This window comes from Enterobacter sp. P82 (assembly GCF_037053385.1).
Taxonomy (GTDB): Bacteria; Pseudomonadota; Gammaproteobacteria; order Enterobacterales; family Enterobacteriaceae; genus Enterobacter.
On sequence record NZ_JBALHX010000001.1, the window covers coordinates 2,296,355 to 2,310,841 of the forward strand.

Here is a 14,487-nt window from a genome sequence, read left to right on the forward strand (position 1 = left end):
TCACATTACAGCGTTAACCTTGTCACAAAATAACGCTATAAATGGAGAACGCTATGGCACACCCCATCATTCTCGATTGCGATCCGGGTCATGATGACGCGATCGCTCTCGTCCTTGCACTTGCCTCCCCTGAGCTGGATGTCAAAGCCGTAACCTCTTCTGCCGGAAACCAGACACCCGATAAAACCCTGCGTAACGTCCTGCGCATGTTGACACTGCTTAAACGCAGCGATATTCCTGTCGCCGGCGGGGCTGTGAAGCCTCTGATGCGCGAGCTGATCATTGCCGACAACGTTCACGGTGAAAGCGGGCTGGACGGTCCAACACTGCCGGAGCCGGGTTTCGCACCGCAACACTGCACTGCCGTGGAGCTGATGGCGAAGGTGCTGCGTGAAAGTGCCGAGCCGGTAACGCTGGTGGCAACCGGACCGCAAACCAACGTTGCGTTGCTGCTTAACAGTCATCCGGAGCTGCACAGTAAAATTTCCCGTATCGTGATAATGGGTGGCGCAATGGGGCTGGGTAACTGGACGCCTGCGGCGGAGTTCAACATCTTTGTCGACCCGGAAGCCGCTGAGATTGTCTTCCAGTCCGGCTTGCCGGTTGTGATGGCGGGACTGGACGTTACCCATCGCGCGCAGATTATGGCGGACGATATTGAGCGTTTTCGCTCGGTGGGCAATACGGTCGCGACAACCGTGGCCGAACTGCTCGACTTCTTTATGGAATATCACAAAGCCGAGAAGTGGGGCTTCCACGGTGCGCCCCTGCATGATCCATGCACCATTGCCTGGCTACTGAAGCCGGAGATGTTTACCACAGTGGAACGCTGGGTCGGCGTGGAGACGCAGGGGAAATATACCCAGGGGATGACGGTAGTGGATTACTACTCACTGACGGGAAATGCGCCGAATACCACGGTGATGGTGGATATCGATCGGCAGGCGTTTGTGGATTTGCTGGCGGAGAGGCTGGCTTACTATTCTGCGGCCTGATGCCCTCACCCCGGCCCTCTCCCACAGGGAGAGGGTGCAAACACTAAAAACGGCAACATAGTTGCCGTTTTGCTTTTATTTATGGCTCAAACGGCCGACGCTGAAACTGATCGTGCCCACATTTCGGACATAACGGCAGCACTTCCGGCGTATACACCGCGATATGGTGATGACATTTCTCGCAGACCAGATTCCCCAGACCAACCACTTCACCACTGTGATACACACCATGATGGTTCAAATCCTGAAACACCTCGCGCCACTCCAGCTGTGTTTTATCGGTGATATCCACCAGTTCCTGCCACAGGCTCTCTTTAATTACCCGCATGAACACGCTGTCAGTGACCTCATCCTGGCTCTCCTGGTAGCTGCGCGCGAATTCTTCCAGGTCACGGCGTACCGCGCGGGTTACCTCTTCCACTTCGGTACGCGTTAACTCACCCGTTTGCGTCACGCGGGCACGCGCCTGCTCCACCAGCGCGTCAATATCGCGCTCGCCGTTACGCAGCCGTTCCGTCAGTGTCGCCACCAGTTCGCGGTAAAATTGAGCAACCTTGTTCATCATTTTGCCTCCCGGGTAAGTAACTATTTCTAATAATAGACCTTATTTCGTCGCCGCTTTGTCAGGTAAAGCACAGACCCGGTAAATTCCTGCAATGTGCATTTGTGCGAAAGGCTGTTTTGACGCGGACGTTTGGGCTATGCTATGCGGATCTGAAATATCACATCCATTGGCTACATTTGTAGCTGTATTGAAAACAGGACCACTGGCTGCCATGCAAGAGCAATACCGCCCGGAAGAGATAGAATCGAAAGTCCAGCAACACTGGGACGAGAAGCGCACCTTTGAAGTAACCGAAGACGAGAGCAAAGAGAAGTATTACTGCCTGTCGATGCTTCCCTATCCTTCTGGTCGACTACACATGGGCCACGTGCGTAACTACACCATTGGTGATGTGATCGCCCGCTACCAGCGTATGCTGGGCAAAAACGTTCTGCAGCCAATCGGCTGGGATGCGTTCGGTCTGCCTGCTGAAGGCGCTGCGGTAAAAAACAACACCGCACCTGCCCCGTGGACGTATGACAATATCGCGTACATGAAAAACCAGCTTAAAATGCTGGGCTTTGGTTATGACTGGAGCCGCGAGCTGGCAACCTGCACCCCGGAATACTATCGCTGGGAACAGAAATTCTTCACCGAGCTGTACAAAAAAGGCCTGGTGTATAAGAAGACCTCTGCTGTTAACTGGTGTCCAAATGACCAGACTGTCCTCGCGAACGAACAGGTTATTGATGGCTGCTGCTGGCGTTGTGATACCAAAGTTGAGCGTAAAGAGATCCCACAGTGGTTTATCAAAATCACGGCCTATGCCGACGAATTGCTGAACGATCTGGATACGCTGGATCACTGGCCAGATACCGTTAAAACCATGCAGCGCAACTGGATCGGCCGTTCTGAAGGCGTGGAGATCACCTTCAACGTTGAGAACTACGACCAGACCCTGACCGTCTACACCACCCGTCCAGACACCTTCATGGGCGCGACTTACCTGGCCGTGGCTGCGGGTCACCCTCTGGCGCAGAAAGCGGCGGAGAACAATCCGGAACTGGCCGCCTTCATCGACGAGTGCCGCAACACCAAAGTGGCCGAAGCCGACATGGCGACGATGGAGAAAAAAGGTGTCGCGACTGGCTTCTATGCTAAGCATCCACTGACAGGCGAAGCGATCCCTGTTTGGGCCGCGAACTTCGTTCTGATGGAGTACGGTACCGGTGCAGTGATGGCTGTTCCAGGCCACGATCAGCGCGACTACGAGTTTGCTACCAAATACAGCCTGCCGATTAAAGCCGTTATCCTGGCCGCCGATGGTTCTGAACCAGACCTGTCCGCGCAAGCGCTGACTGAAAAAGGCACCCTGTTCAACTCCGGTGAATTTAGCGGTCTGAGCTTCGAAGACGGTTTTAATGCCATTGCAGACAAACTGGCCTCTCTGGGCGTGGGCGAGCGTAAAGTTAACTTCCGTCTGCGCGACTGGGGCGTGTCCCGTCAGCGTTACTGGGGTGCGCCAATCCCGATGGTGACGCTGGAAGATGGCACCGTGATGCCAACGCCAGAAGATCAGCTCCCGGTGATCCTGCCGGAAGACGTGGTCATGGACGGCATCACCAGCCCGATCAAAGCCGATCCTGAGTGGGCAAAAACCACCGTCAACGGCCAGCCTGCGCTGCGTGAAACCGACACCTTTGACACCTTTATGGAGTCCTCCTGGTACTATGCGCGCTACACCTGCCCGCAGTATAAAGAGGGTATGCTGGACTCTGATGCAGCTAACTACTGGCTGCCAGTAGACATTTACATCGGTGGTATCGAACATGCCATCATGCACCTGCTCTACTTCCGCTTCTTCCACAAACTGATGCGTGATGCCGGCATGGTGAACTCTGACGAACCAGCAAAACAGCTGCTGTGTCAGGGTATGGTACTGGCTGATGCCTTCTACTACGTGGGTGCAAACGGCGAGCGTAACTGGGTTTCTCCGGTTGATGCTATCGTTGAGCGTGACGAGAAAGGCCGCATTGTGAAGGCGAAAGACGCCGAAGGTCATGAACTGGTCTATACCGGCATGAGCAAGATGTCTAAATCCAAAAACAACGGCATCGACCCACAGGTGATGGTTGAACGTTACGGCGCGGATACCGTGCGTCTGTTCATGATGTTTGCTTCTCCGGCAGACATGACCCTGGAGTGGCAGGAATCGGGTGTGGAAGGTGCAAACCGCTTCCTGAAACGCGTCTGGAAACTGGTTTACGAACACACCGCACAGGGCGATGCTCCGGCACTGAACGCCGCTGCACTGACTGAAGATCAGCAGGCGCTGCGTCGTGATGTTCATAAAACGATTGCGAAAGTGACCGATGATATTGGTCGTCGTCAGACCTTCAATACCGCAATCGCGGCTATTATGGAACTGATGAACAAGCTGGCGAAAGCCCCGCAGGACGGCGAGCAGGATCGTGCCTTAATGCGTGAAGCATTGCTGGCCGTCGTTCGCATGCTGAACCCGTTCACTCCGCATGTCAGCTTTACTCTGTGGCAGGAACTGAAAGGCGAAGGCGATATCGACAATGCGCCGTGGCCGCAGGCCGACGAAGCCGCGATGGTGGAAAACACCACGCTGGTCGTCGTCCAGGTAAACGGCAAAGTCCGCGGTAAAATTACTGTGGCGGTCGATGCAACCGAAGAACAGGTTCGCGAGCGCGCGGGCCAGGAACCTCTGGTCGCAAAATATCTTGAGGGCGTTACCGTACGTAAAGTGATCTACGTACCGGGTAAATTGCTGAATCTGGTCGTTGGCTAAGCGCGGGAGGAAACGTGCGACAACTGGCAACAATACTCTTATCTCTGGCGGTGCTTGTCACCGCTGGCTGTGGCTGGCACCTGCGCAATACCACGGCGGTGCCTGCTCAGATGAAAACGATGATTTTCGACTCCTCGGATCCGAATGGGCCACTCAGCCGGGCGATCCGTAATCAGCTACGTCTGAATGGCGTTGAGCTTGTTGAAAAAGGAACACTTCGCCAGGATGTACCGTCTCTGCGTGTTACAGGAAGTGGATTGTCGAAAGATACAGCCTCTATCTTCCAGGATGGTCGTACTGCTGAATATCAGATGGTGCTGACGGTCAGCGCAGCAGTTCTGATCCCGGGTAAAGACATCTACCCGATCAGCACGAAAGTCTATCGTTCTTTCTTTGATAACCCGCAGACGGCGCTGGCAAAAGATGCTGAACAGCAGATTATCATCAACGAAATGTATGACAAGGCAGCGGAACAGTTGATCCGTAAACTGCCAAGTATTGCCGCGTCGAACAAACAAGGCTCTGACATCATCGAAAAACCTGATGCAGACGCGCCGACAGTTTCAACGTCGATGGGTAACTGATGATCAGGTTGTATCCTGAACAACTCCGCGCGCAGCTCAATGAAGGGCTGCGCGCGGCGTATCTGCTGCTCGGAAACGATCCGCTTTTACTTCAGGAAAGTCTTGATGCCGTTCGCCATGTGGCAGCGACTCAGGGCTTTGATGAACATCACACGTTCCAGGTGGATAACAGTACCGACTGGAATGCTATCTTCTCCCTATGTCAGGCGATGAGCCTGTTCGCGTCGCGCCAGACGATCCAGATCCTGCTTCCGGAAAATGGCCCAAACGCGGCGATCAATGAACAGTTGGCTACGCTGGTTAGCCTGTTGCATAGCGATCTGCTGCTAATTGTACGTGGCAACAAGCTTACCAAAGCGCAAGAAAACGCTGCATGGGTTACCCAACTGGCGACTCACGCAGTACTGGTCAGCTGCCAGACGCCTGAACAGGCACATCTGCCAAAGTGGGTCGCCGCGCGCGCAAAACAGCATAACCTTCAGTTGGATGACGCAGCGAATCAATTGCTTTGCTACTGCTATGAAGGGAACCTGCTGGCTCTGGCACAGGCACTGGACAGGCTCTCCTTGCTGTGGCCAGACGGCAAACTGACTTTGCCACGCGTAGAGCAGGCCGTTAACGATGCGGCGCACTTTACGCCATTCCATTGGGTGGATGCCTTGCTGTCGGCTAAGAGCAAACGCGCCCTACATATTTTACAGCAACTACGGCTTGAAGGCAGCGAACCCGTCATTTTGCTGCGCACGCTGCAGCGCGAATTGCTTCTGTTGATTACCCTCAAGCGTCAGTCGGCCAATACTCCGTTAAGATCGCTGTTTGATAAACATCGCGTATGGCAAAATCGCAGGGCTTTGACCACTGAGGCAATCAACCGCCTGAGCCATGAGCAGCTTCGTCAGGCCGTGCAGTTGTTGATGCGCGCAGAGCTTACGTTAAAACAAGATTACGGCCAGTCGGTCTGGGCAGAGCTGGAAAGCCTTTCTCTGCTGCTCTGCCACAAGGCGCTCGCAGACGTATTTATTGATGGATAGCATGCATTCTTTACAGGCCCTGTATGGTGGCACCTTCGACCCGGTACATTACGGGCATCTGAAGCCAGTCGAAATTCTGGCGAATCTGATCGGGCTTCAGCGCGTCACCATTATGCCCAATAATGTTCCGCCACACCGTCCCCAGCCTGAGGCGACCAGCGAGCAACGCAAAGAGATGCTGGCCCTGGCCATTGCGGATAAACCGCTTTTCAAACTTGATGAACGGGAGCTACGTCGCGATACTCCCTCCTGGACGTCACAGACGCTGCTGGAGTGGCGGACTGAACAAGGCCCTGACAAGCCGCTGGCCTTCATTATTGGCCAGGATTCACTGCTAAATCTTCCCACATGGCATCAGTATGAAACCATTCTGGAGAACAGCCACCTGCTTGTCTGCCGCCGTCCGGGTTATCCGCTGACGATGCGCGAAGAGCAGTATCAGCAATGGCTGGAAGACCATCTCACCGATAATGTTGAAGATCTCCACAATCAGCCTGCCGGGAAAATTTATCTGGCAGAAACACCATGGTTCGATATCTCTGCGACTCTCATTCGCGAGCGTTTGCAACACGGTTTAGCGTGTGACGATCTGCTGCCCGCATCGGTGCTGGCGTATATTCATGCACATGGGTTGTATCAGAAAAGTGCAGATGCCTGACCCGGGGCCATAAAAAGTGGCTTATTGATTATCCTGCCTTGACAGAGTAAGCCATACTGTTATCCTCCGCTGCCAGACTTTCCCGCCGATCATTGCTTTACAGAAATTGTTTTACAAAAATGGCGATGCAATCTCAGGCGGAGGGTGGGATGATACCCGCCTTCAAAAGCCCGGCCGGAGACATTTGTCCCGACACAGGCGCTAGTTCAGGTATACTGTCTGGCCACGAATTCATAGTTATACAATCTCGTTCACCCCAGGGGGAAAACTTGCAGGGTAAAGCACTCCAGGATTTTGTTATTGACAAAATTGATGACCTGAAAGGTCAGGACATCATCGCTATCGACGTTAAGGGTAAATCCAGTATTACTGACTGCATGATTATCTGCACCGGTACTTCTACGCGTCATGTTGTTTCGATTGCCGATCACGTGGTTCAGGAATCACGTGCAGCAGGGCTGTTGCCGCTTGGTGTTGAAGGTGAAGCGACAGCTGACTGGGTGGTTGTCGACCTCGGCGATGTGATTGTCCATGTCATGCAGGAAGAGAGCCGTCGCCTGTATGAGCTGGAAAAACTCTGGGGTTAATGCGTGAAGTTGCAACTGGTCGCCGTCGGCACCAAAATGCCGGACTGGGTACAAACCGGTTTTACTGAGTATCTGCGTCGTTTCCCAAAAGACATGCCGTTCGAACTGGTGGAAATCCCCGCCGGAAAGCGCGGCAAGAACGCCGATATCAAACGTATTCTTGATAAAGAGGGCGAACTGATGCTGGCTGCCGCAGGCAAAAACCGCATCGTCACCCTCGATATTCCAGGAAAACCCTGGGATACGCCGCAGCTGGCGCACGAACTGGAGCGCTGGAAGCAGGATGGCCGTGACGTCAGTCTGTTGATTGGCGGGCCTGAAGGGTTATCCCCTGCCTGCAAAGCGGCAGCAGAACAAAGTTGGTCTCTCTCCGCGCTGACGCTTCCCCATCCGCTCGTTCGGGTACTGGTGGCAGAAAGCCTGTATCGCGCGTGGAGCATTACGACCAACCACCCCTATCACCGCGAATAGTGACTTGACCAGGGTAGATTAAGCAGCGGATGAAACTACAGAATTCTTTTCGCGACTATACGGCTGAGTCCGCGCTGTTTGTGCGCCGGGCGCTGGTCGCCTTTACGGGGATTTTGCTGCTTACCGGCGTGCTGATCGCCAACCTTTATAATCTGCAAATTGTCCGCTTTACCGATTACCAGACGCGTTCAAACGAAAACCGCATTAAGCTGGTGCCGATCGCACCCAGCCGCGGCATCATTTACGACCGTAATGGCACCCCGCTGGCATTAAACCGCACCATCTATCAAATAGAGATGATGCCGGAAAAGGTCGATAATGTTCAGGATACGCTGGAAGCGCTAAGAAGCGTTGTCGATCTTAACGATGACGATATCGCCGCTTTCAAAAAAGAACGTGCCCGCTCTCACCGTTTCACCTCCATTCCGGTAAAAACCAATCTGACGGAAGTCCAGGTTGCCCGCTTTGCGGTAAACCAGTACCGTTTCCCCGGCGTGGAAGTGAAGGGTTATAAGCGTCGCTACTACCCTTATGGCTCTGCGCTGACGCATGTTATTGGCTACGTTTCCAAAATTAACGATAAAGACGTCGATCGTCTCGATAAAGACGGCAAACTGGCGAACTACGCCGCGACGCACGATATCGGTAAGCTGGGGATTGAACGTTATTACGAAGATGTTCTGCACGGACAGACTGGCTATGAAGAGGTTGAGGTTAATAACCGTGGCCGCGTTATTCGCCAGCTTAAAGAAGTGCCGCCTCAGGCAGGACATGATGTCTATCTGACGCTCGATCTTAAACTTCAGCAGTATATTGAAACCCTTCTGGCAGGCAGCCGTGCAGCCGTTGTGGTCACCGATCCGCGTACCGGTGGCATCCTGGCAATGGTTTCAATGCCAAGTTATGACCCGAACCTGTTTGTCGACGGCATCTCCAGTAAGGACTATTCCGGTCTGCTGAATGACCCTAATACGCCGCTGGTGAACCGCGCGACACAGGGTGTTTACCCGCCAGCGTCAACGGTTAAACCGTACGTGGCGGTTTCTGCATTGAGTGCCGGTGTTATCAATCGTAATACCAGCCTGTTCGACCCAGGCTGGTGGCAGTTGCCTGGTTCTGAAAAACGTTACCGTGACTGGAAAAAATGGGGCCATGGTCATCTGAACGTCACCAAATCGCTGGAGGAATCTGCGGATACCTTCTTCTATCAGGTGGCGTATGACATGGGGATCGACCGCCTTTCAGAGTGGATGAGCAAATTCGGTTACGGGCACTACACCGGTGTTGACCTTGCAGAAGAACGTTCCGGTAATATGCCAACGCGTGAATGGAAGCTGAAACGCTTTAAAAAACCATGGTACCAGGGCGATACCATTCCGGTGGGTATCGGACAGGGTTACTGGACAGCAACACCGCTTCAGATGAACAAAGCCATGATGATCCTCATCAATGACGGTGTCGTGAAAGTTCCACACCTGCTACTGAGTACGGTTGAAGACGGTAAAAAAGTACCCTGGAACCAGCCGCATGAAGCGCCTGTGGGGGATATTCATTCCGGCTTCTGGGAAATCGCTAAAGACGGTATGTACGGCGTAGCAAACCGCCCGAACGGTACCGCGCATAAGTATTTCGCTGGTACGCCGTATAAAGTGGCCGCGAAATCAGGTACTGCACAGGTGTTTGGTCTGAAAGCCAATGAAACCTATAACGCGCACCGCATTGCCGAACGACTGCGTGACCATAAACTGATGACGGCATTTGCCCCTTATGATAACCCGCAGGTGGCGGTGGCGATGATTCTGGAGAACGGCGGTGCCGGGCCTGCAGTAGGGACCATCATGCGCCAGATCCTTGACCACATTATGCTGGGTGATAACAACACCGAACTGCCGGCTGAAAACCCGGCCGCCGCTGCGGCGGAGGATCAATAATCATGACGGATAATCCAAATAAGAAATCGCTGTGGGATAAAATCCACATCGACCCAGCCATGCTGCTGATCCTGCTGGCTCTGCTGGTTTACAGCGCCCTGGTTATCTGGAGTGCCAGTGGCCAGGACATCGGCATGATGGAGCGCAAAATCGGCCAGATCGCGATGGGTCTGGTCATTATGGTGGTCATGGCGCAGATCCCGCCGCGCGTCTATGAAGGCTGGGCGCCGTATCTGTATATATTCTGTATTGTGTTGCTGGTTGCGGTTGACGCCTTCGGCGCTATCTCTAAAGGGGCACAGCGCTGGCTGGATCTTGGTGTGGTTCGCTTCCAGCCTTCTGAAATTGCCAAAATTGCCGTTCCATTGATGGTGGCACGTTTTATCAACCGTGACGTCTGCCCACCGTCGCTAAAAAATACCGCCATCGCGCTGGTGCTGATTTTCCTGCCGACACTGCTGGTTGCCGCGCAGCCTGACCTTGGCACCTCAATCTTAATCGCCCTCTCCGGCCTGTTTGTTCTCTTCCTGTCTGGCTTAAGCTGGCGTCTGATTGGTATCGCAGTGGTACTGGTTGCGGCTTTCATTCCTATTCTCTGGTTCTTCCTGATGCATGATTACCAGCGCCAGCGCGTAATGATGTTGCTCGATCCAGAAACCGATCCGCTGGGTGCGGGCTATCATATTATTCAGTCCAAGATTGCAATTGGCTCTGGTGGTCTGCGCGGTAAAGGCTGGCTACACGGTACTCAGTCTCAGCTAGAATTTTTACCGGAACGCCACACTGACTTTATCTTTGCGGTACTGGCGGAAGAGCTGGGGCTGGTAGGCATCTTAATATTGCTGGCACTCTACGTGCTGCTAATCATGCGCGGATTGTGGATTGCCGCTCGGGCGCAAACCACCTTTGGTCGCGTCATGGCTGGCGGGTTAATGTTGATTTTATTCGTTTATGTCTTCGTAAATATTGGTATGGTGAGTGGTATTCTGCCAGTAGTAGGCGTACCGCTGCCGCTGGTGAGTTACGGAGGCTCGGCACTGATCGTGTTGATGGCCGGGTTTGGTATCGTGATGTCGATCCATACCCACAGAAAAATGTTGTCAAAAAGCGTATAAAAATAAGGGGTTCGGAATGCGTAAGCAGTGGCTGGGGATCTGCATCGCGGCAAGTTTACTTGCGGCCTGCACAAGTGATGATGGTCAGCAACAGGCAACCGTCGCGCCACCGCAGCCTGCGGTTTGTAATGGCCCGATCGTTGAAATCAGCGGTGCCGATCCCGTTTATGAACCGCTAAATGCCAGCGCGAATCAGGATTACGAGCGCGACGGCAAAAGCTACAAAATTGTTCAGGATCCTTCTCGTTTCAGCCAGGCAGGTTTTGCCGCCATTTATGATGCTGAACCCGGTAGTAACCTGACCGCATCGGGCGAAGCTTTCGACCCAATGCAGCTTACGGCTGCGCACCCGACGCTGCCGATCCCAAGTTATGCGCGTATAACGAACCTGGCGAATGGGCGAATGATCGTCGTGAAAATTAACGATCGCGGCCCGTACGGTAATGACCGGGTGATCTCTCTGTCCCGCGCATCCGCTGACCGCCTGAACACTTCAAACAATACCAAAGTCCGTATTGATCCGATTATTGTGGCGCAGGATGGTTCGCTGTCCGGCCCAGGTACAGCATGTACCACGGTGGCAAAGCAGACTTATGCCCTTCCTGACCGCCCGAATCTGGACGGTGGAATGGGGAGCGTATCTTCACCGGCAGAGCCTGCTCAGCCAGGTGGGGAGATCCGCGCCATCAGCAATGATACCCTGCAAAGCGATGACTCGACCGGCGCACCGGTAAAGAGTAGCGGCTTCCTTGGCGCACCAACGACCTTAGCTGCAGGCGTGCTGGAAGGCAGTGAACCTACACCAGCACCCGCTCCTGTTACCGCTCCGGCTACACAGCCAGCTCCTGTAACAGCCCCAGCCGTGACGCAAAGTGCGCCAGTTGCTGCTCCAGCAGCGGCCAGTGGCAGTTATGTGGTTCAGGTAGGTGCAGTGAGCGATCAGGCCCGAGCCAAACAGTATCAGCAGCGTCTGAGCCAGCAGTTTGGCGTACCAGGACGCGTTGAGCAGAATGGCGCGGTCTGGCGTATTCAAATGGGGCCGTTTGCCAGCAAATCGCAGGCAGCGTCCTTGCAGCAGCGTCTGCAGAATGAAGCTCAACTTCAGTCATTTATCGCTGTTGCGAAATAATGAACCGGCGGTATCCGAATTGTCAGTTAGTGTAAAACACATTCACAAACTCATGCTTAAAGTCGGATGCCTGCCTGAATAGCATTTGCTATAGTAGGGCACTTTTTTTAATTCCATCACGGATGTCGTAGTTCTGACCATGAAGACCACTTTTTCCGCTCGTTTTGTGCAGCGCATGGCGCTGACCACGGCCCTTTGCGCTACTGCACTCTCTGCAGCTCACGCCGATGACCTGAATATCAAGACCATGATCCCTGGCGTTCCGCAAATTGATGCTGAATCCTACATCCTGATCGACTACAACTCTGGCAAAGTGCTGGCGGAACAGAACGCCGATGCTCGCCGTGACCCGGCTAGCCTGACCAAAATGATGACCAGCTACGTTATCGGCCAGGCGATGAAAGCAGGTAAATTCAAAGAATCAGACCTGGTCACCATCGGTAACGATGCGTGGGCAACCGGGAACCCTGTTTTCAAAGGTTCCTCGCTGATGTTCCTGAAACCAGGTATGCAGGTTCCTGTTTCTCAGTTGATCCGTGGTATCAACCTGCAGTCTGGTAACGATGCCTGCGTAGCCATGGCCGATTTCGCCGCCGGTAGTCAGGATGCCTTCGTAGGTCTGATGAACAGCTATGTTACCGCGCTGGGTCTGAAAAACAGCCATTTCCAGACCGTGCATGGCCTGGATGCCGATGGCCAGTACAGCTCCGCACGTGATATGGCGCTGATTGGCCAGGCACTGATCCGCGACGTACCTAATGAGTACTCCATCTATAAAGAGAAAGAGTTCACCTTCAACGGTATTCGTCAGACCAACCGTAACGGTTTGCTGTGGGATAACAGCCTGAACGTTGACGGCATCAAAACCGGTCACACCGACAAAGCCGGTTACAACCTGGTGGCCTCTGCGACAGAAGGCCAGATGCGCCTGATCTCCGCCGTGATGGGCGGTCGCACCTTTAAAGGCCGTGAAACAGAAAGCAAAAAACTGCTGACCTGGGGCTTCCGTTTCTTCGAAACCGTAAACCCACTGAAAGCAGGTAAAGAGTTTGCTTCTGAACCTGTCTGGTTTGGCGATAACGACCGTGCCTCCCTCGGCGTTGATAAAGACCTGTACCTGACCATTCCACGCGGTCGAATGAAAGATCTGAAAGCCAGCTATGTGCTGAACAGCACCGAACTGCATGCCCCACTGCAGAAAAACCAGGTGGTGGGCACGATCAACTTCCAGCTGGATGGCAAGACTATCGATCAGCGTCCACTGGTTGTTCTGCAAGAAATTCCTGAAGGCAATTTCTTCGGCAAAATCATTGATTACATTAAATTGATGTTCCATCACTGGTTTGGTTAAAAATTGAACACTTGAAAGTGTGATTTTGATCCCCATATACTAAGTATCCTGATAACTCCCACCTGACGTGGGAGTTATTCTTTTTGACGTTACGCCGGAGCTGACATGAAAACCAAACTTAACGAACTGCTTGAATTCCCTACCCCGTTTACCTACAAAGTAATGGGTCTGGCGAAACCTGAGCTGGTTGATCAGGTGGTTGAAGTGGTACAGCGCCATGCGCCCGGTGACTACTCTCCGTCAGTAAAACCAAGCAGCAAGGGCAACTACCACTCGGTTTCTATTACCATCACTGCGACTCACATTGAGCAGGTTGAGACGCTGTACGAAGAACTCGGCAATATCGAAATTGTTCGTATGGTGCTGTAGTCCCTTTGCGGTTACCCGGTTTGCCGGGTAACCCCTCTCCCCGCTGTGATATACTCCCCCTCATCTTATGTCCTTCGTCTTCGGAGACGCCGTTTTGTATCAGGATAAAATTCTGGTCCGTCACCTCGGGCTGCAACCTTATGAGCCTGTCTCCCAGGCTATGCATGACTTCACGGATTCACGTGATGATACAACCCCTGATGAGATCTGGCTGGTCGAACACCTGCCAGTCTTTACACAGGGCCAGGTGGGAAAAGCGGAACATTTATTAATGACGGGTGATATCCCGGTTATTCAGAGCGACCGCGGCGGGCAGGTGACTTACCACGGACCCGGGCAACAGGTGATGTACGTCCTGCTTAATCTGAAGCGCAGAAAACTGGGTGTGCGTGAACTGGTTACCTTACTGGAACAAACTGTCGTCAACACGCTGGCGGAATATGACATTGACGCTCACCCGCGCGCCGATGCACCTGGTGTCTATGTCGGCGAAATGAAGATCTGCTCTCTGGGGCTGCGTATTCGAAAAGGTTGTTCATTTCACGGTCTGGCGCTGAATATTAATATGGATCTTACGCCTTTCCAGCGCATAAACCCCTGTGGCTACGCTGGTATGGAAATGACACAAATGCGCCAGTGGGTCGACACGGCTGCGCCAGAAAATATTCGTCCTGTGCTTTTGAAGCACATGTTAGCGTTACTTAACAATCCCCCGCACGAATATATCCCTGCTTAATATATTATACAACATGGCTCGATAATTTGACGGGCCAGTGTTTATTTACCGCTTTTACGCTTTACAATAATCTACAGATTCTATATTTTCGAAGCGCCCGAATATTACCGTTACATATTATTTAGCCTCCAGTAAGCGCAACACGCAGGATCTAAGTAACTTGAGTGATAA

At 53.2% G+C, this 14,487-nt stretch carries 14 protein-coding genes; 13 read left to right on the plus strand and 1 reads right to left on the minus strand.

Going from position 1 to position 14,487, the window contains the following annotated elements; genetic code table 11:
- The first annotated feature begins 53 nt into the window (after positions 1-53).
- A complete protein-coding gene (gene rihA, locus WB237_RS10995; RefSeq protein ID WP_336212926.1) occupies positions 54-995 on the plus strand; it encodes a pyrimidine-specific ribonucleoside hydrolase RihA in 942 nt (313 codons plus the stop codon).
- Between the two features lie 79 nt (positions 996-1,074).
- On the opposite strand, the gene WB237_RS11000 is transcribed toward rihA, so the two are convergent.
- Positions 1,075-1,557 (minus strand): zinc ribbon-containing protein, encoded by a 483-nt coding sequence (locus WB237_RS11000; protein WP_028019469.1) that lies wholly within the window; start codon positions 1,555-1,557, stop codon positions 1,075-1,077.
- Between the two features lie 214 nt (positions 1,558-1,771).
- Here WB237_RS11000 and leuS point away from each other — a divergent pair, with 214 nt between their 5' ends.
- The 12 genes from leuS to lipB all read left to right on the plus strand — a co-directional run bounded on the left by leuS (position 1,772) and on the right by lipB (position 14,316).
- A complete protein-coding gene (leuS, locus tag WB237_RS11005) occupies positions 1,772-4,354 on the plus strand; it encodes a leucine--tRNA ligase (protein WP_336212928.1) in 2,583 nt (860 codons plus the stop codon).
- Between the two features lie 14 nt (positions 4,355-4,368).
- Positions 4,369-4,938, plus strand: a complete 570-nt coding sequence (gene lptE / locus WB237_RS11010) for an LPS assembly lipoprotein LptE (RefSeq protein ID WP_336212930.1) — start codon at positions 4,369-4,371, stop codon at positions 4,936-4,938.
- Positions 4,938-5,969 (plus strand): DNA polymerase III subunit delta, encoded by a 1,032-nt coding sequence (gene holA, locus WB237_RS11015; RefSeq protein ID WP_114980141.1) that lies wholly within the window; start codon positions 4,938-4,940, stop codon positions 5,967-5,969. The genes lptE and holA overlap by 1 nt, the downstream gene beginning before the upstream one ends.
- Complete coding sequence (gene nadD / locus WB237_RS11020; RefSeq protein WP_336212933.1) at positions 5,962-6,627, plus strand: nicotinate-nucleotide adenylyltransferase; 666 nt, start codon at positions 5,962-5,964, stop codon at positions 6,625-6,627. Before holA ends, nadD begins: the two co-directional genes overlap by 8 nt.
- 269 nt (positions 6,628-6,896) lie before the next feature.
- On the plus strand, positions 6,897-7,214 hold the full coding sequence (gene rsfS, locus WB237_RS11025) for a ribosome silencing factor (RefSeq protein WP_003858696.1): 318 nt from the start codon (positions 6,897-6,899) through the stop codon (positions 7,212-7,214).
- A gap of 3 nt (positions 7,215-7,217) precedes the next feature.
- Positions 7,218-7,685 (plus strand): 23S rRNA (pseudouridine(1915)-N(3))-methyltransferase RlmH, encoded by a 468-nt coding sequence (gene rlmH / locus WB237_RS11030; protein ID WP_003858701.1) that lies wholly within the window; start codon positions 7,218-7,220, stop codon positions 7,683-7,685.
- Between the two features lie 29 nt (positions 7,686-7,714).
- Positions 7,715-9,616, plus strand: a complete 1,902-nt coding sequence (gene mrdA / locus WB237_RS11035; RefSeq protein ID WP_049007948.1) for a peptidoglycan DD-transpeptidase MrdA — start codon at positions 7,715-7,717, stop codon at positions 9,614-9,616.
- A 2-nt stretch (positions 9,617-9,618) separates the two neighbouring features.
- A complete protein-coding gene (mrdB, locus tag WB237_RS11040) occupies positions 9,619-10,731 on the plus strand; it encodes a peptidoglycan glycosyltransferase MrdB (protein WP_014169118.1) in 1,113 nt (370 codons plus the stop codon).
- A gap of 16 nt (positions 10,732-10,747) precedes the next feature.
- A complete protein-coding gene (gene rlpA, locus WB237_RS11045; RefSeq protein WP_336212938.1) occupies positions 10,748-11,860 on the plus strand; it encodes an endolytic peptidoglycan transglycosylase RlpA in 1,113 nt (370 codons plus the stop codon).
- A 139-nt stretch (positions 11,861-11,999) separates the two neighbouring features.
- Positions 12,000-13,211 (plus strand): D-alanyl-D-alanine carboxypeptidase DacA, encoded by a 1,212-nt coding sequence (dacA, locus tag WB237_RS11050; RefSeq protein WP_028019477.1) that lies wholly within the window; start codon positions 12,000-12,002, stop codon positions 13,209-13,211.
- A 105-nt stretch (positions 13,212-13,316) separates the two neighbouring features.
- On the plus strand, positions 13,317-13,580 hold the full coding sequence (gene ybeD / locus WB237_RS11055) for a DUF493 family protein YbeD (protein ID WP_003858718.1): 264 nt from the start codon (positions 13,317-13,319) through the stop codon (positions 13,578-13,580).
- 94 nt (positions 13,581-13,674) lie between these two features.
- Positions 13,675-14,316: a lipoyl(octanoyl) transferase LipB gene (gene lipB / locus WB237_RS11060; RefSeq protein ID WP_336212940.1), complete on the plus strand. Its 642-nt coding sequence runs from the start codon at positions 13,675-13,677 to the stop codon at positions 14,314-14,316.
- The last annotated feature ends 171 nt before the right edge of the window (positions 14,317-14,487 follow it).

Coding starts and splice junctions, on each gene's coding strand:
- rihA (WP_336212926.1), top strand. CDS start 54: ATGGCACACCCCATCATTCTCGATTGCGATCCGGGTCATGATGACGCG.
- WB237_RS11000 (WP_028019469.1), bottom strand. CDS start 1,557: ATGAACAAGGTTGCTCAATTTTACCGCGAACTGGTGGCGACACTGACG.
- leuS (WP_336212928.1), top strand. CDS start 1,772: ATGCAAGAGCAATACCGCCCGGAAGAGATAGAATCGAAAGTCCAGCAA.
- holA (WP_114980141.1), top strand. CDS start 4,938: ATGATCAGGTTGTATCCTGAACAACTCCGCGCGCAGCTCAATGAAGGG.
- nadD (WP_336212933.1), top strand. CDS start 5,962: ATGGATAGCATGCATTCTTTACAGGCCCTGTATGGTGGCACCTTCGAC.
- mrdA (WP_049007948.1), top strand. CDS start 7,715: ATGAAACTACAGAATTCTTTTCGCGACTATACGGCTGAGTCCGCGCTG.
- mrdB (WP_014169118.1), top strand. CDS start 9,619: ATGACGGATAATCCAAATAAGAAATCGCTGTGGGATAAAATCCACATC.
- rlpA (WP_336212938.1), top strand. CDS start 10,748: ATGCGTAAGCAGTGGCTGGGGATCTGCATCGCGGCAAGTTTACTTGCG.
- dacA (WP_028019477.1), top strand. CDS start 12,000: ATGAAGACCACTTTTTCCGCTCGTTTTGTGCAGCGCATGGCGCTGACC.
- ybeD (WP_003858718.1), top strand. CDS start 13,317: ATGAAAACCAAACTTAACGAACTGCTTGAATTCCCTACCCCGTTTACC.